Origin of the sequence: Actinomadura sp. WAC 06369 (assembly GCF_003947565.1) — a bacterium.
Taxonomy (GTDB): domain Bacteria; phylum Actinomycetota; class Actinomycetes; order Streptosporangiales; family Streptosporangiaceae; genus Spirillospora; species Spirillospora rifamycini.
Map to the genome: position 1 here is coordinate 1 of NZ_QHJN01000087.1, position 24,808 is coordinate 24,808.

Here is a 24,808-nt window from a genome sequence, read left to right on the forward strand (position 1 = left end):
GGCGGTCGGCTCCGGAGGTGCGGCTGGGAAAGGGGGCCCGGTTGTTTCTGGGGGGCATGGCGCGCATCGTATGGGAGCGCGCGGCCGTCTCGGCCGCTGGGGTCAGTGGGCGCTTACTGCGGGTCCGGAGCGTAGTAAGAGTCGACGGCGGGCTGACCGGTGTAGTTCGGGCCGGCCCGGTCGTCGGCGCCCAGGTACCGGTACGGGAGGGTCGCCTCGCGGCGGCCGCGCAGCGTGATGCGGCGGCGGCGGGCGTCGTGGCCGAAACCGGCCCGGCGGAGCGCGGCCGCCAGCGGGCGCCCGGCGGGGGAGCCGTCGGCGAGCCGCACCGAGCGCGGGTCGAAGTCGGCGACCAGCAGGCCGCCCTCCGTCAGCCAGGACGCGGCGCGCGCGAGCAGCCCGAGCTTGTCGCCGACGTAGTGCAGCCCGTGGACGCACGTGATCAGGTCGGCGGGGGCGTCCGGCTCCCACGCGGTCACGGAGGCCACGACGAACCGGACGTTCGGCAGCACGGGCGGGCGCGCCGTACGGCCCCGCCGCGGCGGGCCGGGCGCGTAGCATGACGGCGGTGAGCACGCGGGACGTCCTGGAGCACCTCCGGCGGCTGGGCATGTCGGGGTACGAGGCCAAGGCGTACGTGGCGCTCGTCGCGGCGGGCCGGCCGGTCAACGGGTACGAGGTCGCCAAGCGGTCGGGGGTCCCGCGCAGCACCGTGTACGAGACGCTGGGCAAGCTCGTGGCGCGCGGCGCCGCGTACGAGGCGCGCGGCTCGTCCGACGCCACCGAGTACCTGCCGCTGCCGCCCGAGTCGCTGCTGGACCGGATGCGCCGCGAGTTCGACGGCTCCGTCGCGGTGCTGCGGACGGCGCTGCCCGCGGTCGCCGCCGCGCCGGAGGCGCCGCCGATCCACGGGCTCAAGGACGCCGAGGCGATGCTCGACCGGGCCGGGGACGTCGTCGCGGCGGCCCGCCGCGACCTGTTCGTGTCGATCTGGCCGGAGGAGATGCGGCGGCTGCGGGGCCCGGTCGAGGAGGCCGCGGGACGGGGCGTGGACGTGTCGGTCGTCGCGTTCGGCGACGACGCCGGGCCCGGCGCGGACGCGGGCGCGCGCGTCCACAGGCACCGGTACTCCGCGCCCGAGGCCGTCCTGGAGGACCTCGGCTACCGGCTGATCGTGGTGGTCGGCGACCGGCGCGAGGCCGTGGTCGGCGGCTTCGCCGAGAGCGCGGCGTGGGGCATCTACACCGCGGACCCGGCGGTCGCGCTGATGGCGGCCGAGTACGTCCGCCAGGACATCGCCCTGCAGATCCTCGCCGACCGGGTCGGCGCCGCCGAGCTGGACCGGCTGTTCGCCACCGACCCCGACCTGCTCCGCCTCCTCGGCCGCAGGTGAGCGCGGGTCACGGCCGCTCCCGGCGGACGGAGCCGAGCGCGAGCAGCGCCACGTGCAGCGACACGCACGACTCGACGTCGTCGAGGTCGGCGCCCAGCACGCGCCCGATGCGGCGCAGGCGCTCGTAGAGGGCGGGGCGCGACAGGTGGGCGCGCTGCGCCGCCTCGGCCTTGTTGCGGCCGCACTCCAGGTACAGCTCCAGGACGCGGGCGAGGTCGGTGCCGTGCGCGGCGTCGTGCCGCAGCAGCGGGCCGAGCTCCCGCTCGACGAACGTCTGCACGCGGGCGTCGTCCCGCAGGAGGTGCAGCAGGCCGCGCAGCCGCAGGTCGGGCAGCCGGTAGAAGGGGCGGTCGCCGGGGCCGCGGGCGGCGACGTCGGCGACCTGCTCGGCCTCCAGGAACGAGCGGCGCACGTCGCGGACCGTCTCGACGACGGAGCCGGCGGCGAGCACCCCGTCGTGCACCGACTGCCGGCGCAGCAGCGCGGCGATCTCGGTGAGCGCGGTCTCGGCGCCGGTGCGGGCGGGCAGCGACGCGAGCACGCCGACCCGCGCGTCCGGGCCGCCCTCGTCCAGCACGCCGACGAGCGCGGCGACCCGCGCCCGCCGGCAGGCGGCGGCGGTGGTCTCGGCGAGCTGGGAGAGCTCCCCGCCCGGCGCCGCCCCCGCGGCGCCCCGGTACCGCAGCACCGCGCCGAACAGCCGCCGCCCGGTCAGCGGGACCCCGAGCGCCCGGGCGCGCGCCGCGGCCTCCTGCGGATCGGAGTGGGCGTGCGCGATGATGCGGGCGAGGAGCGTCCCGTGCGCCTGCCGCTCGAGGCTCTCGGCGTGCCGGTCGAGCAGCCGGCCGAGCGCGAGCGTGGTCGCGGCCCGCTCGACCAGGACGGTCTCGCGCGGCGTCGGCGGTGACCCGAGGACGATGATCAGCCGTCCCCAGTCCTCGCCGCGGGCGCCCACCGCGGTCGCCAGCCAGCCGGACGTCGCGTCGTAGCCGGTGCGGCCGCCGGGCCGGACGGCCCGGGACCGCGCCTCCCACGCCGCCAGCACCTCCGCCGGGTCGGCGCCGCCCGCGTCGGCGGCCAGCACCCGGTGCGACAGGTTCTCCAGGACGACCGGGTGCCCGGCGAGCGCGGCGACCCGCCGGACGACCTCGTCGGTGGAGGCGCCCTCGACCGACAGCCGGGTGAAGATCTCGTGCAGCCGCTCCGACTCCCGCAGCTCCGCGAACTGCTCCTGGACGATCCGCGCGTGCACGGCCTCGGTGATGTCGACGAACACCGGCTCGTGCTCGAGCACGACCACCGGGAGTCCGTGCCGCTCGGCGGCGTCGATCAGCGGGCCGGGCAGCGCGGTGGCGTACCGGCGGCCCAGCTCGATCATCAGCCCGCACACCCCGACCTCGGCGAGGTCGGCGATGTAGGCGCGCAGCCGGTCCGGGTCGTCGGGCAGCGCGATGCCGGTGGTGAGGACGAGCTCGCCGCCGCGCAGCAGGGGCGCGATGTCGGTGACCTCGGCGACGTGGACCCAGCGGACGCGGCCGCCGGTGCGGTCGGCGCCCGCGACGACGCGCGGCCGGCAGCGGCGGACCGCGTCGAGCCGGAGCACGTCGTCGACCGTGGGCAGCATCACGCCGATGCTACCGGGCACAGTGTCAAGGACGCCGTTCGCCGCGTTACAAGCTGTCGGTGCCGGCGGGACGCCGCCGGCCGCGTTTGCGTGGCCTTCTTACGGACCCGGCACGGCCGCGAATAATAGCAACTTCCATTGACTCGTTCTGTGCGCGGCGACACAATCTGACTGTCTCAATTAAATGAGGCGAAAATGAAAGTCAGGGCCCGGTGGCGACCGTGACCGCGGGGCCGGCGCAGGGAGCCGCGCAATGACCGCAGACGACCATGCCGCAGAGGTCGACGCGCTCGGACGGCGTTTTCCGGGCTGGACGTTCTGGTTCGGCCCGTTCACCCGCCGCTGGTGGGCGCTGCCGCCCCGCGAGCTGGACGTCGGCGACTTCCTGGAGGCCGACACCCCGCAGGCCCTCATCGCGCAGATCGAGGCGATCCGGCGGACCCCGCCCTCCGGCGCGCGGGGTCACCGGCCGCCCCTCCCCGACGACACCCGGCGGGACGCGCGGCGTCCCTCGAACCTCCTCCGGCTCGAGGGCGTCACACCGTCGCCGTTCCGCCGGGCGCCGGCGATCGCGTGGCCGGGCGGCTCCGCAGGATGACCGCTGTTCCCCGACCCGCCGCGCCCGCCGGTGCCGTCACGGCCCCGGGCAGGACGGTGTCCGCGCCGCAGCCCCCGCCGGAGAACTCCGTGTGCGGCGCGGACGCCGGCACCCGCCGTCCCCCGGGGCCGTGGCGGGTCCCGCGCCACCCGGGTGAAGGGCCGGAAACAGTGGCGGTAAATGGCGGTGAATGGTCGCCGCCGGCCGTGGCGGATCGGGATCCGCCCCGGCGGACGCATTAGGCGCCGCCCCGCCGCTCGTGTTGCGCGTTGTTCCGGCCCATCCGAAATCCGGACGTCGGTTCGGGCGACGAACGGGCGGCGGTTCTTTCGCCGGGCGTCGTCCGTCCGAGGAAAAGGGCGGACGGTCCCGCGGCGCTCGCCCGGCCCCGCGCGGTCCCGCCGCCGCCCCGCCGCGAAGGCGCTACGCTGCGCCGACGGGGACGTTCGCGAATCCGGGGGAGCGGACCCGCGAGGCGAGCTGGGAGCGACATGCGGCTGACGGGCACGCGCCCGACGAACACGCGCCTGCTGGACGGGGTGCGCGCCAAGGTGCTGGCGGCCCTGGGGGCGTCCGCGGTGCTGGCCGCGGCGGGACTCGTCGCGTGCAGCGGCGGCGAGGACGACCGGGAGCCGGTCGGCGTCGCGAAGGCGGCGAGCACGCTCGGCCCCGGCGAGGGCGTCCTCAACCTCGTGACGCTGCCGGGCTACATCGAGAACGGCGGCACCGACCCGCGCGTCGACTGGGTCACCCCGTTCGAGGAGCGCACCGGCTGCAAGATCGGCTGGAAGGTCGCGACGACCCCGCGCGAGATGGCCGACCTGATGCGCGACGAGGGCCGGCACTACGACGGCGTCGCCGCGCCGCCCGAGGTCGCCGGGCGGCTCATCGCCGACGACCAGGTCGTCCCGGTGAACACCGACCTCGTGGACGGCTACAAGAAGCTCGAGCCGACGCTGCGCGGCCTGCTCGAGCGGGACGGCGAGTACTTCGGCGTCCCGTACGTGTGGGGCTCGAACCTGCTGGTCCACGACTCGCGGTCGGTGCCGCAGCCGTCGAGCTGGGCCGCGCTGTTCGACCCCGACCGGGCCCGCGGCCGCTCGGGCGGGCTCGTCATGCGCGACAGCCCGCTGTCGATCGCCGAGGCCGCGCTGTACCTCAAGGGCGCCGAGCCCGGCCTCGGCGTCGAGGACCCGTACTCGCTGACGCCCGAGCAGCTCGCCGCCGCCGGGCGCGTCCTGAAGGAGCAGCGCCCGCACGTCGCCGAGTACTGGGAGCTGCCCGCCGACGCCGTCAGCGCGTTCGCGGCGGGCGGCGCTGTCCTGGGGCAGGCGTGGCCGTACCACGTGGACGTGCTGAACCGGGCGTCGCAGCCGGTGCGGGGCGCCGTCCCGGCGGAGGGCGTGACCGGCTGGCTGGACGCCTGGATGATCAGCTCCCGGGCGCAGCACCCGAACTGCATGTACCAGTGGCTGCAGTGGACGGCGTCCGCGGACGTCCAGCAGCAGGTGGCCGAGTGGACGGGCGTGGCGCCCGCCAACCCGCAGGCGTGCTCGGGCGACCGGCTCCGGCCGGGCTTCTGCAGCGCGTACCGCGTCGGCGACCGCGAGTACCTGGAGGACGTGATCTTCGCGCACACCCCGCGCGAGGACTGCGGCCGCGAGCCGGGCGCGGACGCCGGGGACGCCGGGGACGCCGAGGCGGGTTCGGGCGAGGACCGGTGCACGAGCTACGCGGAGTGGACGCGCACCTGGATCGAGTCGACGAAGCTGTAGCGGCGGTCCGGTGGGACCGTCAGAGGTCTCTCCGGCGCGCCCGACCGCCCCCAGCCGGGCGCGCCTCTCGGGTGGTCCCGGGCTTCCCCCCGAATGCCCGGGTCACCCTTCTCCCTGGAGAGACTCCATGGCGACGGCGGCGTGCAGAGCCGTCACCGGCGTCGGGTCCGGCTCTCCGACCGGTCCGGCGCCCGTGAAGCGCGGTTCTCGCGGGCCCCGCCGCGGGCGGGGTACCGGCGGGGCGGGTGCGCAGTCGTCGCACGCGAACACCCCGGTCGAATCCGGCAGGCGGCCGACGCGGACGCGCGGCCGGGGCCATCTCTTGCCGCAGACGACGCACGCGTCGCCCAGGCGCTGCGCTGTGCTCAGCGGCGCCGGGTCGAACGTCGGGTCACCCGCCTGGCCCATGTCCCATCCCCTCGCGGGAGTCGGCTTCACGTGACTCCTTTATAGGCCGGGGAGTGTGTTGTCCCAGCTAGCGAAGGTGAAAAGGGCGGCAAAGGCTCCCGTGCCGCCCGCCGGGGGCGCGGCCGGACGACCGGGCAGAAGATCAGTCCGCCCCATACGGTCGGCGCAGGTCTCCTTTGCCGTGGAATACGTACAAAGGAGACATGTCGGTCCGGAAAGCCGAGGGCCGGGTGCACCGGCCGCGCTCCGCACCGGCGCGTGGGACGGTGGGCGCGCTCGCGGTGACGGGTCCGCCGCTGCTGCTCGGAACGGTCGCGGCGGCGGTGGTCCTGCACGTCTTCGCGGACGCCCGGTGGAGCGTCCTCGCGCCCGTCCTGGCCGCGCTGCTCGCCGCCGCGCTCGGCCTCGGCGCCCGCGCCGCCCGGCGCGCGGCCGAGCGCGCGCTGCGCCCGGTGGCGGACGCCGAGGCGCAGATGGCGGAGATCCTCGAGGCGGCGGACGCGTCCCGCCGGGTGCGCGTCCCGCCGACCGGCGACGCCGCCGACCGGCTGGCCGCGCGGATCAACGGCGTGCTCGACCGCCTGGAGCGCTCGGGCCGGCAGCGGCGCGCGTTCATCGCGGACGCCTCGCACGAGCTGCGCACCCCGCTGACCGGGCTGCGCACCCGCATCGAGCTGGCGCTGGCCGCGCCCGGCGACGCCGACCTCCCCGAGACGCTGGACGGCGCGCTGCGCGACGTCGAGCGGCTGCACCGCATCGTCGACGACCTCCTCGCGCTGGCCCGCCTGGACGCCGGCGAGGAACCCGCCCGCGAGCCGGTCGACCTCGGGGCGCTCGTCGAGTCGGAACTCGCCGTCCGCACCGCGCCCGTCCCGCTCAACGCGAAGGTCGAGACCGGGGTGATCGTCGAAGGCAACCCGATCCGCCTCGGCCGGCTGCTGGTCAACCTGCTCGCCAACGCCGAGCGGCACGCGGTCGGCCTCATCGAGGTCGAGGTGCGCCGGGACGGCGCGGAGGCCGTCCTGGAGGTCCGCGACGACGGCCCCGGCATCCCGCCCGCCGACCGCGACCGCGTCTTCGAGCGCTTCACCCGCCTGGACAGCGCCCGCAGCCGCGTCGACGGCGGCACCGGTCTCGGCCTGGCGGTCGCGCGCGCGACCGCGGTGTCGCACGGCGGCCGCCTCTACGCCGCCGACACCGGGCGGGACACCGGACGCGAGGCCCGCGGCGCCCGGTTCGTCCTGCGGCTTCCGCTCCTCCAGGGACCGGACGGGCGCGACGGCTGAGCACCGGAGACTCGCCATGGGCGGGGCGCGATGCGCGAGAATGGCCCCGTGATGACTCCCTCTGACGCCGCCGCCGACGCGGCCGCCGCCCGTGACGTCGTCCTGCTCGGCTCCACCGGATCGATCGGCACGCAGGCGCTCGACGTGATCCGCCGCAACCCCGGCCGGTTCCGGGTGACGGGCCTGGCCGCCGGCGGCGGCCGGGTCGGCCTGCTCGCCGAGCAGGCGCTGGAGTTCCGGCCCGAGATCGTCGCCGTCGCCAAGGCGTCCGCCGCCCAGGACCTGCAGCTCGCCTTCTACGCCGAGGCGAAGCGCCGCGGGTACGCCGCCGGCGAGTACCCCATCCCGAAGATCGTGGCCGGGCCGGACGCGGTCGCCGAGGTCGCCGGGTGGCAGTGCGACGTGGTGCTCAACGGCGTCACGGGCGCGCTCGGCCTGGCGTCCACGCTGGCCGCGCTGGACGCGGGGCGGACGCTGGCGCTCGCCAACAAGGAGTCGCTCATCATCGGCGGGCCGCTCGTGCGGGGGCGGGCGCGGCCCGGTCAGATCGTCCCCGTCGACTCCGAGCACTCGGCGCTCGCGCAGTGCCTGCGCGGCGGCGGTCCCGAGGAGGTGCGGCGGCTGGTGCTGACGGCGAGCGGCGGACCGTTCCGGGGCCGCACCCGGGACGAGCTCGCGGACGTCACCCCGGAGCAGGCGCTGAACCACCCGACGTGGGACATGGGCCCGGTCGTCACGATCAACTCGGCGACCCTCGTCAACAAGGGCCTGGAGGTCATCGAAGCCCACCTGCTGTTCGACGTCCCGATGGACCGCATCGAGGTGATGGTGCACCCGCAGTCGGTGATCCACTCGATGGTGGAGTTCACCGACGGCTCCACGCTCGCGCAGGCGAGCCCGCCCGACATGCGGCTGCCGATCGCGCTCGGGATGGACTGGCCCGACCGGGTCCCGGACGCCGCCCCGGGCATCGACTGGACGCGGGCGCACACGTGGGAGCTGTTCCCGCTGGACGACGAGGCGTTCCCGGCGGTGCGGCTGGCGCGCGGCGCGGGGGAGCGGGGCGGCACCGCCCCCGCCGTCTACAACGCGTCCAACGAGGAGTGCGTGGAGGCGTTCCGCGCGGGCCGGCTGCCGTTCCTCGGGATCGTCGACACGGTCGCGCGGGTCCTGGACGAGCACGACCCGGGCTCCGCCGGGTCGGCGGCGGACCTGACGGTCGACGACGTCCTCGCCGCCGACGCGTGGGCGCGGGCCCGCACCCGCGAAGTGATCGGCCTCCCCTGACCCGTCCCGCGCGGCGGACGGCCGCCGGGCGGGGCCGGGTGTGGGCGGTCGCCCCTCGGGAAACACGCGCCTAGGCACCCGGGGCCCGCCCGGGACGGACCCCCGAGGGGGCTGGGATGGCGTTCCTGCTCGGCGCGGTCGCCTTCGTCGTCGCGCTGCTCGCGTCGGTGATGCTGCACGAGGCCGGGCACCTGCTCACCGCGAAGCGGTTCGGGATGAAGGCCACCCAGTACTTCGTCGGGTTCGGGCCGACGCTGTGGTCGCGGCGGCGTGGCGAGACCGAGTACGGCGTGAAGGCGATCCCGCTGGGCGGCTTCGTCAAGATAGTCGGGTACACGCCGCTGGAGGAGATCGATCCGGCGGACCGGCCCCGCGCGTTCTACCGGCAGCCCGCCGGGCGCCGCGCGATCGTGATCGCCGCGGGCGTCGTCGCGAACTTCGTGTTCGCGTTCCTGCTGCTCATGGTGATGGCGATGACGCTCGGGATCCGCGACCCGGGGACCGTGACCACGACCGTCGACCGGGTGTCGGCGTGCGTGCCCGCCGGGGCGGGCGCCGAGTGCGGCCCGGACCGTCCGGCGTCTCCGGCGGCGCGGGCGGGACTGCGGGCGGGCGACCGGATCGTCGCGTTCGACGGCGCCCCGGTCGGCGGCTGGCGGGAGCTGACGCGGGCCATCGAACGCGCCGGAGCCGGACGGGCGGTCGCGGTGACGGTCGAGCGGCCGGGGGCTCCCGAGCCGGTGACGCTGCGGATGCGGCTCGCGGAACTCGGCGGCGAGCCGTTCGTCGGGGTGTCCGCGCGGGTGGCGGGGGCCGGGTACGAGCGGGTCGGGCCGATCAACGCGGTGGTGTTCGCCGGGCGCGGCATCGCGACGACGCTCGAGGGCATCGGCCGGGTCGCGGCGGACCTGCCGTCGGCGATCCCGAACCTGTTCTCGGACGAGCGGGCCGGCTCGCCCGGCGGGCAGGTGGGCAGCGTTGTCGGCGCGACCGACGTGTCGGGGCAGATCTTCGCGTCGGACGACTCGGCCCGCGACAAGCTCGCGCTGTTCCTGTCGCTCGTCGTCTCGCTGAACATCTTCCTCGGCGCGCTGAACGTCGTGCCGCTGCTGCCGCTGGACGGCGGGCACCTCGCGGTCGTCGCCTACGAGCGCGCCCGGGCGGGCATGGCGCGGGTCCGCGGCCGCCCGGATCCCGGCACGGCCGACATCACCAAGCTCATGCCCCTCACCTACCTCGCGGTCCTCCTGCTCGTCGGTTTCGGGGTCCTGCTGATACTGGCCGACCTGTTCAACCCGCTCGAGCTGCCCGAATGACCCGGGAGGTTTACGGTAAGTAGCTAAACGGTCACACTATTACGTGCCGGTCGCCGTCACCGCAATCGCCCGAGGCGCCTAGGCTTGTACGGGCCGGGCGGCCGTGTCACGCGGGGGACGCCCGCCTTCTCTGCGGGGGGCCGAGAGCGTCTCCGGTCGAGCAGAGGCGAACAGAGGAGAGGGATGAGCGTTTCACTGGGAATTCCTACGGTCCGTGACGGGCAGGAAGCGGGGCCCGCGGCCGGGCCGCGCCGCAAGTCCCGTCAGATCATGGTCGGGAACGTGCCGGTGGGGGGCGACGCGCCGGTGTCGGTGCAGTCGATGACCACGACGCTGACCGCCGATGTGAACGCCACGCTGCAGCAGATCGCGGAGCTGGCCGCGTCCGGCTGCCAGATCGTCCGGGTCGCGTGCCCGTCGCAGGACGACGCCGACGCGCTGCCCGCGATCGCCCGCAAGTCGCCGATCCCGGTCATCGCCGACATCCACTTCCAGCCGAAGTACGTGTTCGCCGCGATCGACGCGGGCTGCGCGGCCGTCCGGGTCAACCCCGGCAACATCAAGAAGTTCGACGACAAGGTCGGGGAGATCGCCAAGGCGGCGTCCGAGGCCGGGGTGCCGATCCGCATCGGCGTCAACGCGGGCTCGCTCGACAAGCGGCTGCTGGAGAAGTACGGCAAGGCCACGCCCGAGGCGCTGGTCGAGTCGGCGCTGTGGGAGTGCTCGCTGTTCGAGGAGCACGGCTTCCGCGACATCAAGATCTCCGTGAAGCACAACGACCCGGTCGTGATGATCGAGGCGTACCGGCGGCTCGCCGCCGCCTGCGACTACCCGCTGCACCTCGGCGTCACCGAGGCGGGCCCCGCCTTCCAGGGGACGATCAAGTCCTCGGTGGCGTTCGGCGCGCTGCTGAGCCAGGGCATCGGCGACACGATCCGGGTGTCGCTGTCGGCGCCGCCCGTCGAGGAGGTCAAGGTCGGCACGGCGATCCTGGAGTCGCTGGGGCTGCGGCAGCGCGGCCTGGAGATCGTGTCGTGCCCCTCCTGCGGACGCGCGCAGGTGGACGTCTACACGCTGGCCGAGCAGGTCACGGCGGGGCTGAAGGACTTCCCGGCCCCGCTGCGCGTCGCGGTCATGGGCTGCGTCGTGAACGGCCCGGGCGAGGCCCGCGAGGCCGATCTCGGCGTGGCGTCCGGCAACGGCAAGGGCCAGATCTTCGTCAAGGGCAAGGTCGTCAAGACCGTCCCCGAGGCGCAGATCGTCGAGACGCTGATCGAGGAGGCCATGCGGATCGCCGAGGAGATGGGCTTCGAGATCGGCGAGGACGGCTCCGTGTCCGGTCCCGGCGCCGAGGTCGTCGTGGCCTGAGCGGCCGCATGAGCTGACCGCGCCCGCCGATCCGCGCACGGATCGTCCGCGGATCGGCGCGAAGGCCCCCGGAACCGCTCCGGGGGCTTCGTCATGTCCGGGGTCCCGAACGTCCGGGACGATCACGAAGTTCCGGTGATCTCGTCACGATCGGGTCACCACCTTGTTGCGGGTCTGTCCGCGCCGACGCGAGCATCGCCACAATCTTCACTCATTTACCCATATGTCCGGCTCGATCGAGCTGGCACGTTAGGGGGATTTGTGAAGAGGATCGTCGTCGCGGCCGCCGTGGCCGCACTCGGCCTCACCGGCCTGGGCGCCACGAGCGCGCAGGCCGCGAGCCCGCCCGCCGGACCGGCCGGCGGATTCGACCCCGCCGCCCTCGACTGGCACGCCTGCCCCGCGGACTTCGTGGAGACGGTGCGCTCGTCCTACGACTCGCTGTACCCGGTCTCGAAGATCGTGCAGTGCGCCGAACTGCAGGTGCCCCTCGACTACGGCGCGCCGAACGGCACGAAGATCACGCTGCAGCTCACGAAGACGCCGCACACCGGCGACGGCCCCGCCCAGGGCGACATCGTCGTCAACCCGGGCGGACCGGGCGGCGGCGGCGCGCTGTTCGGCCCGCGCGTGTTCGCCCAGAACTCCCCGGAGATGCGGGAGGCGTACAACGTCATCGGGTTCGACCCGCGCGGCGTCGGGATGAGCAGACCCGCGCTGAGCTGCGACACGGCCTACACGAACGCCCCGCGTCCGGCGTACGGCGACGGCGAGATCGGCGCGGTCGCCACCTGGCTGTGGCGCTCGGCCGGGTACGCCCGCGACTGCGAGCGGGCCGACGAGATCGGGCTGCTCGACCACGTCAAGACGATCGACTCCGTCCACGACCTGGAGACGATCCGCAAGGCGCTGGGCAACGAGCGGCTCGACTACTACGGCGCGTCCTACGGCACGTACCTCGGCTCGTCGTACGCGACCGTGTACCCGAAGCGCGTCGACAAGATGGTGCTGGACGGCAACGTCGGCCCGTCGGACGTCTGGTACGACGCGAACCTCAACCAGGACGTCGCGTTCGACGAGAACGTCGAGTACTACTTCGGCTGGATCGCGCAATACGACGACGTCTACCACCTGGGCGACACGCGGAAGAAGGTGCACGACTTCTTCTACGGCCTGCGCGACGAGCTCAGGAAGAAGCCCGTCCGCCACACCGACCCCGAGAGCGGGCAGGAGCTCGCCGTCGGCCCGGCCGAGCTGACCGACGTGGTGCTGAACGCCGGGTACCGCCGCAGCCAGGCGATCTGGCACGGGTACGCGGCCGGGCTGTCGGCCTACAAGAACGGGGACGCCGCCACGTTCGCGGGCACGTTCGGCTCGCCGACGAGCGGCGAGGCGGACGACAACGGGTACGCGATGTACCTCGCGACCGAGTGCACCGACGTGCAGTGGCCGCGGAGCTGGTGGAAGTGGTATCGCGACAACGCACGGATCAACGCGAAGCACCCGTTCACGACGTGGGGCAACGCCTGGTTCAACGCCCCCTGCCTGTTCTGGGGCGCGAAGGCGGGCGAGCCGGTGGACGTCGGCGCGACGCCGGACCTTCCGGACGACATCCTCATGTTCCAGTCCACGCACGACGCCGCGACGCCCTACGAGGGCGCGCTCGACCTGCACAAGCGGCTCAGGGGCTCGCGGATGGTCGTCCAGGACGGCGACCGGACGCACTGCATCGTGCACCGCGGCTCGGAGGTCGTCGACGCCTACTTCGACGCGTACTTCCTGCGCGGCGAGCGTCCGGCGGAGCGGATCGTCCACGTCCCCGACCTCGGCGACCCCAAGCCGCCGGCCGGGGCGGACGCGGAGGCGGCGGCCGGCCTGCGCGCGCCTGCGGCCGCACTGCCGAAGGCGGACGTCATCCGCTGACGGGCGCACCGGCACGGCGTCGAGCGGACGGGCGGGTCCCGGGACCTCCCGGGCCCGTCCGGGCCGCCGCCGTGCCGGGCCGGAACGCCGCGGAACATCACGAAGTTCCGCTGATCTTGTCACGGTTCCGCATCCCTCTGCGGCTGCCTCTGCCCGCAAAGGGGGCGGAACCGCCACAATCACCCCGCAATTCATGCATCCGCTACGTATCGGCGCAGCTCCCCCTCCGGCGCCCTCGCGGCGCCCGGAGCCGCCGATCTGAGGGGGTCAGGTTGAAAAAGGTTCTTCTCGTCACGGCCGCCGCGGTCGTGGCGGCCGGCGGCCTCGGCGCCGCCGTGCCCGCGAGCGCGGACACCGGCCGGACGGCCGGCGCAGCCGCGCCCGCCGCGCCCGGTTCGATCGACTGGGGCACCTGCGAGGTGAGCGGGCCGGACGACCCGATGAACAACGCGCAGTGCGGCACGGTCGAGGTCCCGCTGGACCACGCGAAGCCCGGCGGCCGGAAGATCTCCATCGCGGTGTCGCGGTTCAAGCACACCGATGAGGCGAACTACCAGGGCGTCCTGTTCGTGAACCCGGGCGGCCCCGGCGGCAGCGGCCTCGCGTACGCGCCCGCGCTCGCCCGCTGGATCGCCGGCACCGGCCACGCCGACGTCGCGGCCAAGTACGACATCATCGGCTTCGACCCGCGCGGCGTCGGCTCCAGCGAGCCCAGCCTCTCCTGCGACCCGCACTTCTCCGACCCGATCCGGCCCGACTACGTGCCCGCGTCGTGGCGGGAGGAGCGGGCCTGGCTCGCCAAGTCGAAGAAGTACGCGCGGGACTGCGCCGAGAAGTTCGGCGACCTCCTGCCGAACATGCGCACCACCGACGCCGCCCGCGACGTCGACGCGATCCGCCGCGCCCTCGGCCAGGAGAAGATCAGCTGGTACGGCTTCTCCTACGGCACCTACCTCGGCGCCACCTACGCCTCGCTCTTCCCCGAGCGGGTGAAGCGCATGGTGATGGACGGCAACGTCAACCCGAAGAACATCTGGTACGACTCGCAGCTCGAGCAGAACAAGGCGTTCGAGCGCAACATCAAGTCCTGGTTCGCGTGGCTCGCCGAGTGGGACTCGGTCTACCGCCTCGGCGACACCCGGGAGAAGGTCGAGGCCAAGTACTACGAGGTGCGGGCCGCCGCGGAGAAGTCGCCGATCGGCGGCCGGATCGGCCCCAGCGAGCTGGACGACATCGTGCTCAGCGCCGGGTACAACACCGCGTACTACATCCCGTTCGGCGAGGCCCTCTCGGCGTGGGCGAACGACCGGGACCCGTCCGGGCTGCTCGGCTGGCTGAGCACCGGCGGCGACGACAACTCCTTCGCCGTCTACAACGCCGTGCAGGCCGCGGACGCCCGCTGGCCGCGCAACTGGTCCAAGTGGCACAACGACGCGGTGAAGCTCGTCCGGCAGGGCTACCGCTTCAACACCTGGAGCAACGTCTGGTTCAACGCGCCCGTCGCGTTCTGGCCGTTCCAGGGCGGGCCGGAGTACCGGCTGAAGGGGAGCAAGAAGCTGCCCGGCATCCTGCTCGTGCAGTCGTCGCAGGACGCCGCGACCCCGGTCGAGGGCGGCTTCGCGATGCACAAGGTGTTCCCGTCGTCCCGCCTGGTGGTGGAGGAGGGCGGCAAGACCCACTCCAACACGCTCAACGGCAACGTCTGCCTGGACGACAAGGTCGCGGCCTACCTCGACACCGGCGCGCTGCCGGAGAGCCGCCGCGGCGCGGACGCGACCTGCGCCGCCGTCCCGGCGCTGAACGACCCGGACCCGACGGCCGTTCAGCTGAAGGCCGCCGGTGCCGGTGCGGGCAAGGACCTTCCGGTCGGACGCCCGTAGCAGCCGCGTGACCGGGTCCCGGCCGCACGGCCGGGACCCGGGCAGGATCGGGCGGGACCTCCCGGTTCGGGAGGGAAACGCGCGATCCCCGGTTCGGCGGGCCGCGGCGGTGCGGCCGATAGAAAGCGAAAGTGCCGAACCACGCAGCCCGCAGGGCCCTCGCGCGCGGAACCCGGCCCCGCGGGGCCCGTCCCCGCGGGGTCCCCGTCCGCGGAACCGGCAAGCGGGCCGCCGCCGGGACGGCCGCCGCCGCGCTCGCCCTCGCGTTCGCGGGCGCCGGCGGGCCGACCCCGCCGGTCGCGCCCGTGTCCGCCGACCTCGCCCCGCCGCCCGCCGGGATCGAGTGGAAGCCCTGCCCGGCCGAAGACCCCGTCGCGGGCGCGCGCCTCAAGGGCCTGCAGTGCACCGAGATCCGCGTCCCCGTCGACCACGCCCACCCCGGCGGTCCGCAGCTCACGCTGGCCCTGAGCCGCGCCCCGCACACCGCGCCCGAGTCCAAGGGCGCCGTCCTGCTCAACCGGGGCGGGCCGGGCGCGTACGGGCGCGACCTCCCCGCCATGTTCGCGTCCGCGCTGCCGGACGACGTCGCCGCGGCCTACGACTGGATCGGGTTCGACCCGCGCGGCGTCGGCGCCAGCGAGCCCGCCCTGAGCTGCGACGAGTCGTACCGCGACCCGGGCCGCGCGATGCCCGACCCCGTCCCGGCGGACGCGGCGGAGGAGCGGGCGTGGGTCGAGCGGGCCCGCGCCTTCGCGCGCTCGTGCGCGGCGGAGCACGGCGAGCTGCTGCCGCACATGGGCACCGCCGACTGGGCCCGCGACCTCGACGCGATCCGCCGCGCCCTCGGGCAGGAGACGATCGACTACTTCGGGTACTCCTACGGCGCCTACCTCGGCGCGGTCTACGCGACGATGTTCCCCCACCGCGTCGACCGGATGGTCCTCGACAGCGTGCCCCGGCCGAGCGGCGCCTGGTACCAGAACAACCTCGACCAGAACGTCGCGTTCGAGGAGCGCATCGGCGCCTTCTTCGCCTGGATCGCCCGCCACCACGCGACCTACCGGCTCGGGACGACCGCCGCGGACGTCCGCGCCGCCTACGACCGGGCGCGCGCCGAGCTGGAGGCCGAGCCGATCGGCGGCCTGGTCGGCCCCGCGGAACTGGACGGCCTCTTCCTCGCCGACGGCTACGCCCAGAACTCGTGGGACGCCCACGCGCGCGCCCTGTCGGCGTACGCCGTCCGCGGCGACCCGGCCCCGCTCCGCGCCGCCTGGAAGCCGCCGAGCCGGCTCGACCTCAACGGCTACGCCGTCTACACCGCGGTGGAGTGCCGCGACGGGCCGTGGCCGCGCGACTGGTCCGACTGGCGCGCCGACGCCGAGCGCCTGTACCGGACGGGGCACCGCTTCGAGACCTGGAGCAACACCTGGTACAACGCGCCGTGCGCGTTCTGGGAGGTGGGCGGCGGGCCGCGCCCGGACGTGTGGGGGAGCGCGTCGATGCCGCCGATCCTGCTCGTCCAGGCGTCGGAGGACGCCGCGACCCCGTACCCGGGCGCCGCGGAGACGCACCTCAGGTTCCCCACCTCCCGGCTGCTGGTGCAGGAGGGCGGCGGGAACCACGGCGTCACGCTGACCGGCGACGCCTGCGTCGACCGGGCCGTCGCCGCCTACCTGGGGCGCGGCGAGCTGCCCGCGAGCCGCCCCGGCCCGGACGCGACGTGCCCGGCGGGACCACCGCCCGTGCCCGTGCGGCACGACCGGCCGGAGGAGCCGCGCGGGCCCGCCGCCTGACCGGTGGCCGGACGGGAGCCGGTTGAGGTGATCGGGCCCGGGACCGCATAGGCTTGGCCACGTGGTGCTTTCAGTGGTGAAGGCCGCCGTGCGGGGCGCGTCCCCGGCCCGGGGCGGGTAGCGGCGGTGCGCATGCTCGGCTCGGCGCCCGTGCGGGTGCTGGACGACCGGCACCGGCGCGACGCGCTGGCGATCCTCGACGCCGACCCCGTCGCGAACGTGTTCGTGGGTTCGCGGGTGCACGCCGCCGGGCTCGACCCGCGGCGGCTCGGCGCCCAGATGTGGGGCTACCTGCGCGACGGGCGGCTGGTGTCGCTGTGCTACTCGGGCGCGAACCTGATCCCGGTCGCCGCCTGCCCGGACGCCGTCCGCGCGTTCGGCGAGCGGGCGCGGGCGCAGGGGCGGCGCTGCTCGTCCATCGTCGGGCCGGTCGACACGGTCGGCGCGCTCTGGCGGATCCTCGAGCCGTACTGGGGGCCGCCGCGGGCGGTGCGGGCGGTGCAGCCGGTGATGGCGACGTCGCGGATGCCGGACGTCGAGCCCGACCCGGCCGTCCGGCGGGTGCGGATGGAGGACTTCGACGTCGTCTATCCGGCGTGCGTGTCGATGTTCACCGAGGAGGTCGGGGTCTCGCCCAACGCCGGCGACGGGGGAGTGCTGTACCGGTCGCGGGTCGCGGAGCTGATCCGGGACGGGCGGGCGTTCGCCCGGATCGAGGACGGCCGCGTTCTGTTCAAGGCGGAGATCGGGGCGGTGACGCCGCACGCGTGCCAGGTGCAGGGGGTGTGGGTCCCGCCGGACATGCGCGGCCGGGGGCTGTCGGTGTCCGGGATGGCCGCGGTGGTCGCCGAGTCGCTGCGCGGCATCGCGCCGACGGTGTCGCTGTACGTCAACGACTACAACGCGCGGGCGCGGGCCGCCTACCGCCGGGTCGGCTTCGTGGAGACCGGATCGTTCATGTCCATCCTGTTCTAGAGGTTTGTTCTTCCCTGCCCGATTACTCCCCGATACCTGACGGGAACGGTCCGAAACGGTAGCATCCGGGCCGTGGAATTCGCCGGGGCGTTGCGGCAGGCCATCCAGGCCAGCGGTCTCACCCTGGAACGCGTCCGGCACCGGCTGGAGCGCAGCGGGCTGACCGTCAGCGTGGCCACCCTCAGCTACTGGCAGCGCGGGCGCAGCCGGCCCCGGTCCCGCGCCGTCGTCGAGTCCCTGGAGGACGTCCTCGGCGTCGCGCCGGGCACCCTGACCGCCCTGCTCGACGAGACCGCCCCCGTCGCCGGGGAGGTCGCGCGGCCCGCCGCGGGCCGGGGCGCCCTCGCCGCGGGCCCGTCCGCCGGGGCGGCCGCGTTCGCGAGCGGCCTGTGGCCCGACCCCGACGGCTACGCCCGCCTCGTCGGCCAGCTCGACCGGTCCGGCGACCACCGCCTCGAACGGCTCGGCGTCCACGACGTCTACCGGCTGGACGAGACGGGCCGCACCTGGACGCTGTCGGTGCGGGCCGTGCTGCGCGCCGCCGGGGACGACATCGACCGCGTCGTCTGCGTCCACGGCACGGGCCCCGCCGGGGACGGCGGCCCCGGCGGCTGCGCCGCGTCCGGCCTCGCCGCCGCCCGCTACTGCCGTCCCGGGCGGATCCGCGCCGGGGACGGCCTGGTCGCGTTCGAGCTCGTCTTCGACCGGGTGCTGGCGGCCGGGGACACCGCCGTCGTCGAGTACGACCTCGGCCCCGTCACCGTCCCCGCGGGGGCCGGCGCGCCCGGCGGCTACGACCGCCGCTTCCCGCACCCCGTCCAGCAGTACGTCGCGGTCGTCCAGTTCGACGGCGAGCGGCTCCCGGCCCGCTGCTACGGCTTCACCGCCGAGACCGCCGATGGGCCCCGCAACCGCCTCGGCGAGCTGTGGGTCGGGACGTCCGGCAGCGCGAACCTCGCGGTCGCGAACGTGCGGCGCGGTATCGTCGGCCTGGAATGGGAGTGGCACTGACAGTGCGGTGGGAAACGCGGCGCCGTTGTGAACCTTTGCCGGTCGACTCGGGGGACGAGGCGCCTTACAGTGAGCGCGGAAGCGGAAAATCCACGAGTCAAGGCCGTTTCACGGGGGCCGGCCGGACCGGATCCGGAGGCCCAGCAGTGCAGAGTGTCGCCGAGGACGATCTTCTCCAGGTCCTGCAGTACGGTCCCTTCAACGTCGCCCTCCAGGCCGCCATCCAGGCGCGCGGCCTGAGCCTGGAGTCGCTGCGCCGCCGCCTGGAGGAGCAGGGCATCGCCGTCAGCCTCTCCACCCTGAGCTACTGGCAGCGCGGCCGCACCCGGCCCGAGCGCGCCGACTCGCTGCGCGCCGTCCGCGGCCTGGAGGCCATCCTCGAACTGCCGCGCCACTCCCTGCTGACGCTGCTGCGCCCGTCCGCCGACCGCTCCGCCGGGCCGTGGCAGTCCGTCGAGGAGCTCTGCCCCGAGCCCGGCGTCCGCGACCTGCTCGACGAGATCGGCGACCGCGGCGAGCGGCAGCTCACCGGGCTCAGCCTGCACGACCAGCACATCATCGGCTGCCGCCGGGAGCTGCGCGAGATCCGCACCCGCGCGGTGTTCCAGGCCCAGCAGCGCGGCGTGGACCGCTGGATCGCCGTCTACCACCACCCGCACGGCATCCTCCCGTCGTCCCGGACGGCCCGCGGCTGCCGCTTCGGGCGCGTCCGGATGGACGAGTCGAGCGGCCTCATCGCCGCCGAGCTGCTGTTCGACCGCGCCCTCGGCCGCGGCGAGACGTACCTGCTGGAGTACGGGTTCGGCTTCGACGAGACCGGCCCGCCGGTGACCGAGGAGGGCCGCGGCTTCCGGACCCCGCAGCACGAGTACCTCATCGAGGTCCGGTTCCACCCCGCGACGCTGCCCGCCCGCTGCTACCGGACGTGGCGGCCCGACGGCCACACCGCCCTCAAGGACTCCGCGGACCTGCGGATGTCGAGCTACCACAGCGTCCACTACATCGAGTTCGGCATGGCCGCCGGGTACCACGGCATCCGCTGGGAGTGGGACTGAGGCCGCTACAGCACCAGCAGCCGCAGGAGGCGGTCGAGTTCGGCGGCGGGGTCCTCGGTGAGGCCCGCGTGCACCGGCCCCGGCTGGACGATCGTGCTGCGCGGCGCCGTCAGCCAGCGGAACCGGGCGCCCGGGGCCTCCTCCGCCGCCTGGCCCGCCCGCTCGCCGCCCCCGCACACCGCGTCGACGCCCGCGAGCGCCGACCGGACGCCGTCCAGATCGAGGGACGCGTCGAGCGCGTGCAGGCGCGGCGCGTCCAGGTGGGTGCGGCAGCCCAGGTAGTCGCGGGCGCGGCAGTACACGACCACGCCGACGTTCATCGCCTCGCCGCGCTCCACCCGCGGGATCACCCGCAGCGCCGCGTACTCGAACACGGTCGGCTCGTCCGCCCGCCGGATGTTGGTCGCGCCGCTCATGCCGGGCCTCCGAGCCAGTCGGGGCGGTTCGCGCCGCGCCGCGACCCGGTGTCCGGGCGGCGCCCGGACACCTCCAGGTCCGGCAGCCACTCGCGGGGCTTCCCGGCGCGCGGCAGCAGCACCTCCACGTAGGCGTCCCGGACGGCCTGCGGCCCGGCGAACCCCGGCTCCCGCTCCAGCCACTCGTCCGGCACCAGCGCGGTCACCTCCCGCAGCATCCCCTCGGTGATCCGCGGCGCCAGCTCGGCCTCCGCCGCCTCCAGGCGCGTCGCGTACCGGGTCAGGACGTGGTCGTCGACGTCGTAGGGGCCGGAGAACAGCCGCGCCGCGTTCGCCCACGCGTGGTGGAAGATCAGGCTCGCGCCGTGGTCGATCAGCCACACGTCGCCGTGCCACACCAGCATGTTCGGGTTGCGCCAGCTGCGGTCGACGTTGCCGATGTAGGCGTCGAACCACAGCAGCCGGGACGCGAAGTCCGGTTCGGGCGTCCAGCCGAGCGGGTCGTAGCCCAGCGACCCCGGCAGGAAGTCGACGCCGAGGTTGCGGCCGGTGCTGGCCTTCAGCAGGTCCTGGACGTCCGGGTCGGGCTCGTGCCGCCCGATCACCGGATCGAGGTCGATGAGCACCTGGTCGGGCACCCGGAAGCCGAGGCGGCGCGCCAGTTCCCCGGCGATCACCTCGGCGATGAGGGCCTTGCGGCCCTGCCCGGCGCCGTGGAACTTCATGACGTACGTGCCGAGGTCGTCGGCCTCGACGACGCCCGGGAGCGACCCGCCCTCGCGCAGCGGCGTCACGTATCGGATGGCTGTCACATGAGGCAACACGCCGTAACGCTACCGGGTGCCGGGATAATCGCCCGCATGGATATGCGGCTGGTGGACCTGTCGGTGCCGATCACGACCGGCATGCAGGTCTACCCGGGGGACCCCGAAGTCGAGGCGGTGCCGGCCCTCACGGTCGCCGAGGAGGGCGTGAACGTCCTGCGGCTGCACCTGGGGTCGCAGTCCGGCACCCACGTGGACGCGCCGTTCCACATCGACGACTCCCTGCCCCGCCTCGACGAGCTGCCGCTCGCCCGCTTCACCGGGCCCGCCGCGCTCATGGACGTCCGGGGGCTGCCGCCGCGCGCCCCGATCGGGCCCGGCGCGCTCCCGGCGGGCCTCGGGCCGGGCACCGTCCTGCTCGTGGCCACCGGGTGGTCGCGGCACTGGGGCACCGGCCGCTACCTCGACCACCCGTACCTCGCGCCCGCGACGGCCGAGGCGATCGTCGCGGCGGGCGTCCGCACCGTCGGGATCGACGCCCTCAGCGTGGACCCGACGCCCGCGCCGGGCTCGGACGACGTCACCCTCGCGGCCCACCGGGTGCTGTGCGGCGCCGGGGCCGTCATCGCGGAGAACCTGACGAACCTCGACGCCCTCCTGGAGGCACCGGGACGGGCGATCGAGGCGTCCCTGTTCCCGATCCGCCTGGCGGGGGCCGACGGCGCGCCCGTCCGCGCCGTCGCCCGCGTCGGCCCGTGAGGCTCAGCCGCGGCGCATGCACCAGGTGCGGGGGCCGCCGTCCGGCAGGTCCACCTCGGCGGTCGTCGTGAAGCCCAGCCGCTCGTAGAACGCCACGTTGCGCTCGCTGGAGGTCTCCAGGAACGCGGGGTACCCGGCGGCCTCCGCGGCCTCGACGCCGGCCCGCACGATCGCCGCGCCGAGCCCCCGGCCCTGCGCGTCCGGGTCGACGCCGACGGTGGCGAGGAACCACACCGGCTCGGCGGGACGGAACGGCGCGACGGCGGCCTCGGCGGCCGCGTACGCCTCGGCGCGGTCCCCGGCGAGCTCGGTCATCCGGGGGCCGAGCTCGGCGAACGCGGGGGTCGGGTCGGCGTCGGGGGTCGTCCACACGGCCACGGCGCGCGCGCCGTCCGACACCCACACCCGCCCGTACTCCATCCCGACCCGGCGGAGCAGCAGGTCCTGGAACTCCCGCACCCGCTCCTCGTGGCGGTCTGCGGCGATCACGTGGCGGGTGAAGGCGTAGTCGGCGAAGGCGCGCGAGAGCGTGCGCACGGCGGCGGGCACGTCCTCCGGCGCCGCGGGACGGACGGCGGCGTCGGCGTTCGTCATGGGCGTCTCCTCTCCTCGGTTCAAGATCACAGCGTATGCGGGGGCGGGCGTGCCGGATCCGGTCGCGGCTCCGCGCCCGGCGCGCGCGGTGCGCGATAGTGGGGGCCGGACACGGCGAGGGGAGTGCCATGCGGGTCACGTGGGCGACGGACGAGGGCGACCCGAGGCGCGGCAACGAGGACTTCGTGGCGGCGGCGGCCGGCGCGGCGGTCGTCCTGGACGGCTGCGGCCTCGCGCTCGGGACCGACCTCGGCTGCGTGCACGGCACCGCCTGGTACGCGCGCTCCCTCGGCACCCGCCTGCTGGCCCGGATGCTGGACGGCCCGGGGCCGCCGGCCGGCCCGCCGGTGGGGCCGCCCGAGGGCGCGCACGTCCCCGCGGACCGGCCGCTGGTGGGGCGGCTCGCCGGCGCGATCGCCGACGTCGCCGCCGCGCACCGCGCCACGTGCGACCTGGCCGTCCCGACGACGCCCGCCGCGACCGTCCTGGCCGTCCGGGTGCGCGGCGACCTGCTCGACTACCTGGTGCTGGCCGACTCGACCCTGCTGCTGGACTGCCGCGACGGCCTGCGCGAGATCACCGGCGGCGCGTGCTGGGCCGGGGCCGACCCGGCCGGCGCCGAGGCCGCGATCACCGGGACGGTCCCGCTGCGCGACGTGCGGCACGCGCTGCTGCTCACCGACGGCGCCACCCGGCTCGCCGACCGGTTCGGCGCCACCGACCGGGCCGGACTCGCCCGCCTCGCCGTCGAATCCGGCCCGGCCGCCCTGGTCGAGCGGACCCGCGAGGTCGAGCGCACCGACCCGCGGGCCGTCCGCTGGCCGCGCGCCAAGCCCCACGACGACGCCACCGCCGCCGTCTGCGCGTTTTGAGCCCCGGCCGAGGCGCCGAGCAACCGCTTGATTAGGGTGGTCGCCGCCGACGCGCGACAGAGGGGGGCCGGGGATGCGGCTGGGCGTCACGATGTTCGCCACCGACCGGACGATGCCGCCGCACGAGCTGGCGCGGGAGGCGGAGGCGCGCGGCTTCGCGTCGCTCTACCTGCCGGAGCACACCCACATCCCGGTCGCGCGGGAGACGCCGCCGCCCACCGGCGACGCCGCGCTGCCCGCCGAGTACGCGCGGACGCTCGACCCGCTCGTCGCGCTCGCCGCCGCGGCCGTCGTCACCGAGCGGATCACGCTCGGCACCGGCATCCTGCTCCCGGCCCAGCGCGACCCGATCGTCACCGCGAAGGCCGTCGCCACCCTGGACCGGCTCGCGGGCGGGCGCGTCGCGCTCGGCGTCGGCTACGGCTGGAACGCCGAGGAGGGCGCCGACCACGGCGTGCCCTGGAAGCGCCGCCGGGCGGTGGCGCGCGAGCACGTCCTGGCCATGCGGGAGCTGTGGACGCGCGAGGAGGCGTCGTTCCGGGGCGAGTTCGTCGCGTTCGAACCGAGCTGGTCGTGGCCCAAACCGGACGGGCGGGTGCCGGTGCTGCTCGGCGGCGCCGCCGGGCCCACGCTGTTCGCGCACATCGCCGAGTACGGGGACGGCTGGCTGCCGATCGGCGGTGCGGGCGTCCGGGAGGCGCTGCCCCGGCTCCGGCGGGCCTGCGCGGACGCAGGGCGCCCGATGGTCCCCGTGGTCCCGTTCGGGACGCTGCCGTCCGCCGGGAAGCTCGACCACTACGCCTCCCTCGGCATCGAGGAGGCGGTGCTGCGCGTACCCGCCGGGGACCGCGACACGGTGCTCCCGTGCCTCGACGAGTACGCGTCGTCCTACCTGTGAGCCGGGCGGGCCGGCCGGGACCGGCCCGCCCGGGTCAGCGGATCATCCGGAAGCAGAAGAACGCCGGGATGCGGAAGTACTCGCCCCGGTTCGACTTCACCGAGCCCATGATCAGTGCGACGAACGGGCTGATCAGCACCTCGAGGTACATGACGACGAGCGGGATGAGGAACACGGGGTTCTCCGTGATCACCATGGGCACCACGGAGACCAGCAGCCACGCGACGACATGGATCATCAGCGTGATCGCGTAGTTCAGCGCCTGGGCGGCGTGGTAGCGGACGAACGCCGACTCGCGCCGCTTCACGAAGTAGATGGCGAGCGGCGCGACGAAGCCGACGATCAGCGAGCCGAGGTAGCAGAACATCGCCCACATCGGCTCGTCCCCGCCGCGGGGGCCTCCGGCGTGGGGCCCCCCGGGGTGGGGCCCTCCGGCGTGCCCGCCCGGCGGCGGCCCGTAGCCCCAGCCGCCTTGACCGCCTCCGGGGTACCCGTACTGCTGCCCGTGACCCTGCTGCCCGTAGCCTTGCTGCGCGTAATCCTGCTGCCCGTAGCCCGCCTGCCCGTAGCCCTGCTGCCCGTACCCCGGACCGCCGTGGGCCTGCCCGTGCGACCGGTCGTCGGGCGGGGCGAAGTCGGGACGGGATCCGGACGGCTGACCGTACGGCGACGGGTGGGGCGGCGGCCGGTCCGGCCCGGGGGGCGGCTGATCGGTCATACGTCGGAATCTATCCCGGAACGGTCTTCTGCCGGGGCCCAACGGCGACCCCCGGCGTACCGGGCATGTCGCGGCACATCTTAGAATTCCGTTCG

22 protein-coding genes are annotated in these 24,808 nt (G+C 75.0%); 16 read left to right on the plus strand and 6 right to left on the minus strand.

All coding sequences use genetic code 11. From position 1 onward, the window contains the following. Positions 1 to 113: 113 nt before the first annotated feature. Positions 114 to 512, minus strand: a complete 399-nt coding sequence (locus tag DMH08_RS22840; protein WP_199747952.1) for a class I SAM-dependent methyltransferase — start codon at positions 510 to 512, stop codon at positions 114 to 116. Positions 513 to 559: 47 nt separating this feature from the next. Between DMH08_RS22840 and DMH08_RS22845 the strand changes: the two genes are divergently transcribed. Further along, positions 560 to 1,393: a TrmB family transcriptional regulator gene (locus tag DMH08_RS22845; protein ID WP_125617597.1), complete on the plus strand. Its 834-nt coding sequence runs from the start codon at positions 560 to 562 to the stop codon at positions 1,391 to 1,393. A 7-nt stretch (positions 1,394 to 1,400) separates the two neighbouring features. On the opposite strand, the gene DMH08_RS22850 is transcribed toward DMH08_RS22845, so the two are convergent. Further along, positions 1,401 to 3,017, minus strand: coding sequence for a PucR family transcriptional regulator (locus tag DMH08_RS22850; protein WP_026405435.1), 1,617 nt, complete (start codon positions 3,015 to 3,017; stop codon positions 1,401 to 1,403). A gap of 253 nt (positions 3,018 to 3,270) precedes the next feature. On the opposite strand from DMH08_RS22850, the gene DMH08_RS22855 reads away from it, so the two are divergent. The 12 genes from DMH08_RS22855 (at position 3,271) to DMH08_RS22915 (ending at position 19,692) form a co-directional block, all read left to right on the plus strand. Next, positions 3,271 to 3,615: a hypothetical protein gene (locus DMH08_RS22855; RefSeq protein WP_125617599.1), complete on the plus strand. Its 345-nt coding sequence runs from the start codon at positions 3,271 to 3,273 to the stop codon at positions 3,613 to 3,615. Between the two features lie 491 nt (positions 3,616 to 4,106). Then, a complete protein-coding gene (locus DMH08_RS22860) occupies positions 4,107 to 5,390 on the plus strand; it encodes an extracellular solute-binding protein (protein ID WP_084551126.1) in 1,284 nt (427 codons plus the stop codon). A gap of 611 nt (positions 5,391 to 6,001) precedes the next feature. Continuing rightward, on the plus strand, positions 6,002 to 7,084 hold the full coding sequence (locus DMH08_RS22870; protein WP_125617603.1) for a sensor histidine kinase: 1,083 nt from the start codon (positions 6,002 to 6,004) through the stop codon (positions 7,082 to 7,084). Positions 7,085 to 7,135: 51 nt separating this feature from the next. Next, positions 7,136 to 8,371 carry a 1-deoxy-D-xylulose-5-phosphate reductoisomerase gene (gene dxr / locus DMH08_RS22875; RefSeq protein ID WP_125617633.1) on the plus strand — a complete coding sequence of 412 codons (1,236 nt, stop codon included), beginning with the start codon at positions 7,136 to 7,138 and terminating at the stop codon, positions 8,369 to 8,371. A gap of 116 nt (positions 8,372 to 8,487) precedes the next feature. Further along, positions 8,488 to 9,687, plus strand: coding sequence for a M50 family metallopeptidase (locus DMH08_RS22880; RefSeq protein WP_125617605.1), 1,200 nt, complete (start codon positions 8,488 to 8,490; stop codon positions 9,685 to 9,687). A gap of 183 nt (positions 9,688 to 9,870) precedes the next feature. Beyond that, positions 9,871 to 11,055: a flavodoxin-dependent (E)-4-hydroxy-3-methylbut-2-enyl-diphosphate synthase gene (gene ispG, locus DMH08_RS22885; RefSeq protein WP_267898569.1), complete on the plus strand. Its 1,185-nt coding sequence runs from the start codon at positions 9,871 to 9,873 to the stop codon at positions 11,053 to 11,055. Between the two features lie 261 nt (positions 11,056 to 11,316). Further along, the gene (locus DMH08_RS22890) at positions 11,317 to 12,978 is read left to right on the plus strand and encodes an alpha/beta hydrolase (protein ID WP_158642375.1); all 1,662 of its coding nucleotides are present in this window, start codon (positions 11,317 to 11,319) and stop codon (positions 12,976 to 12,978) included. A 272-nt stretch (positions 12,979 to 13,250) separates the two neighbouring features. Further along, a complete protein-coding gene (locus DMH08_RS22895) occupies positions 13,251 to 14,858 on the plus strand; it encodes an alpha/beta hydrolase (RefSeq protein WP_034521236.1) in 1,608 nt (535 codons plus the stop codon). 131 nt (positions 14,859 to 14,989) lie between these two features. Next, positions 14,990 to 16,651: an alpha/beta fold hydrolase gene (locus tag DMH08_RS22900; RefSeq protein ID WP_233617752.1), complete on the plus strand. Its 1,662-nt coding sequence runs from the start codon at positions 14,990 to 14,992 to the stop codon at positions 16,649 to 16,651. A 132-nt stretch (positions 16,652 to 16,783) separates the two neighbouring features. Further along, on the plus strand, positions 16,784 to 17,626 hold the full coding sequence (locus tag DMH08_RS22905) for a GNAT family N-acetyltransferase (RefSeq protein ID WP_026405440.1): 843 nt from the start codon (positions 16,784 to 16,786) through the stop codon (positions 17,624 to 17,626). A gap of 72 nt (positions 17,627 to 17,698) precedes the next feature. After that, on the plus strand, positions 17,699 to 18,637 hold the full coding sequence (locus DMH08_RS22910) for a helix-turn-helix domain-containing protein (RefSeq protein WP_125617609.1): 939 nt from the start codon (positions 17,699 to 17,701) through the stop codon (positions 18,635 to 18,637). A gap of 146 nt (positions 18,638 to 18,783) precedes the next feature. Then, positions 18,784 to 19,692 carry a hypothetical protein gene (locus DMH08_RS22915; RefSeq protein WP_026405442.1) on the plus strand — a complete coding sequence of 303 codons (909 nt, stop codon included), beginning with the start codon at positions 18,784 to 18,786 and terminating at the stop codon, positions 19,690 to 19,692. A 5-nt stretch (positions 19,693 to 19,697) separates the two neighbouring features. On the opposite strand, the gene DMH08_RS22920 is transcribed toward DMH08_RS22915, so the two are convergent. Together DMH08_RS22920 and DMH08_RS22925 are read right to left on the minus strand one after the other, a co-directional pair. Further along, entirely contained in the window at positions 19,698 to 20,108 is a 411-nt protein-coding gene (locus tag DMH08_RS22920) for a DUF3037 domain-containing protein (protein WP_051301473.1), read from the minus strand. After that, entirely contained in the window at positions 20,105 to 20,932 is an 828-nt protein-coding gene (locus tag DMH08_RS22925; protein ID WP_026405444.1) for a HipA family kinase, read from the minus strand. Before DMH08_RS22925 ends, DMH08_RS22920 begins: the two co-directional genes overlap by 4 nt. A gap of 42 nt (positions 20,933 to 20,974) precedes the next feature. On the opposite strand from DMH08_RS22925, the gene DMH08_RS22930 reads away from it, so the two are divergent. Next, the gene (locus DMH08_RS22930) at positions 20,975 to 21,631 is read left to right on the plus strand and encodes a cyclase family protein (protein ID WP_125617642.1); all 657 of its coding nucleotides are present in this window, start codon (positions 20,975 to 20,977) and stop codon (positions 21,629 to 21,631) included. Between the two features lie 3 nt (positions 21,632 to 21,634). Here the strand turns inward: DMH08_RS22930 and DMH08_RS22935 are convergent, their stop codons facing one another. Further along, positions 21,635 to 22,225: a GNAT family N-acetyltransferase gene (locus DMH08_RS22935; RefSeq protein ID WP_026405446.1), complete on the minus strand. Its 591-nt coding sequence runs from the start codon at positions 22,223 to 22,225 to the stop codon at positions 21,635 to 21,637. Between the two features lie 128 nt (positions 22,226 to 22,353). On the opposite strand from DMH08_RS22935, the gene DMH08_RS22940 reads away from it, so the two are divergent. Then, complete coding sequence (locus DMH08_RS22940; protein ID WP_125617610.1) at positions 22,354 to 23,097, plus strand: hypothetical protein; 744 nt, start codon at positions 22,354 to 22,356, stop codon at positions 23,095 to 23,097. A 73-nt stretch (positions 23,098 to 23,170) separates the two neighbouring features. After that, a complete protein-coding gene (locus DMH08_RS22945) occupies positions 23,171 to 23,995 on the plus strand; it encodes a TIGR03619 family F420-dependent LLM class oxidoreductase (RefSeq protein ID WP_026405448.1) in 825 nt (274 codons plus the stop codon). A gap of 34 nt (positions 23,996 to 24,029) precedes the next feature. On the opposite strand, the gene DMH08_RS22950 is transcribed toward DMH08_RS22945, so the two are convergent. Further along, positions 24,030 to 24,713, minus strand: a complete 684-nt coding sequence (locus DMH08_RS22950; protein WP_125617612.1) for a DUF4870 domain-containing protein — start codon at positions 24,711 to 24,713, stop codon at positions 24,030 to 24,032. Positions 24,714 to 24,808: the final 95 nt, after the last annotated feature.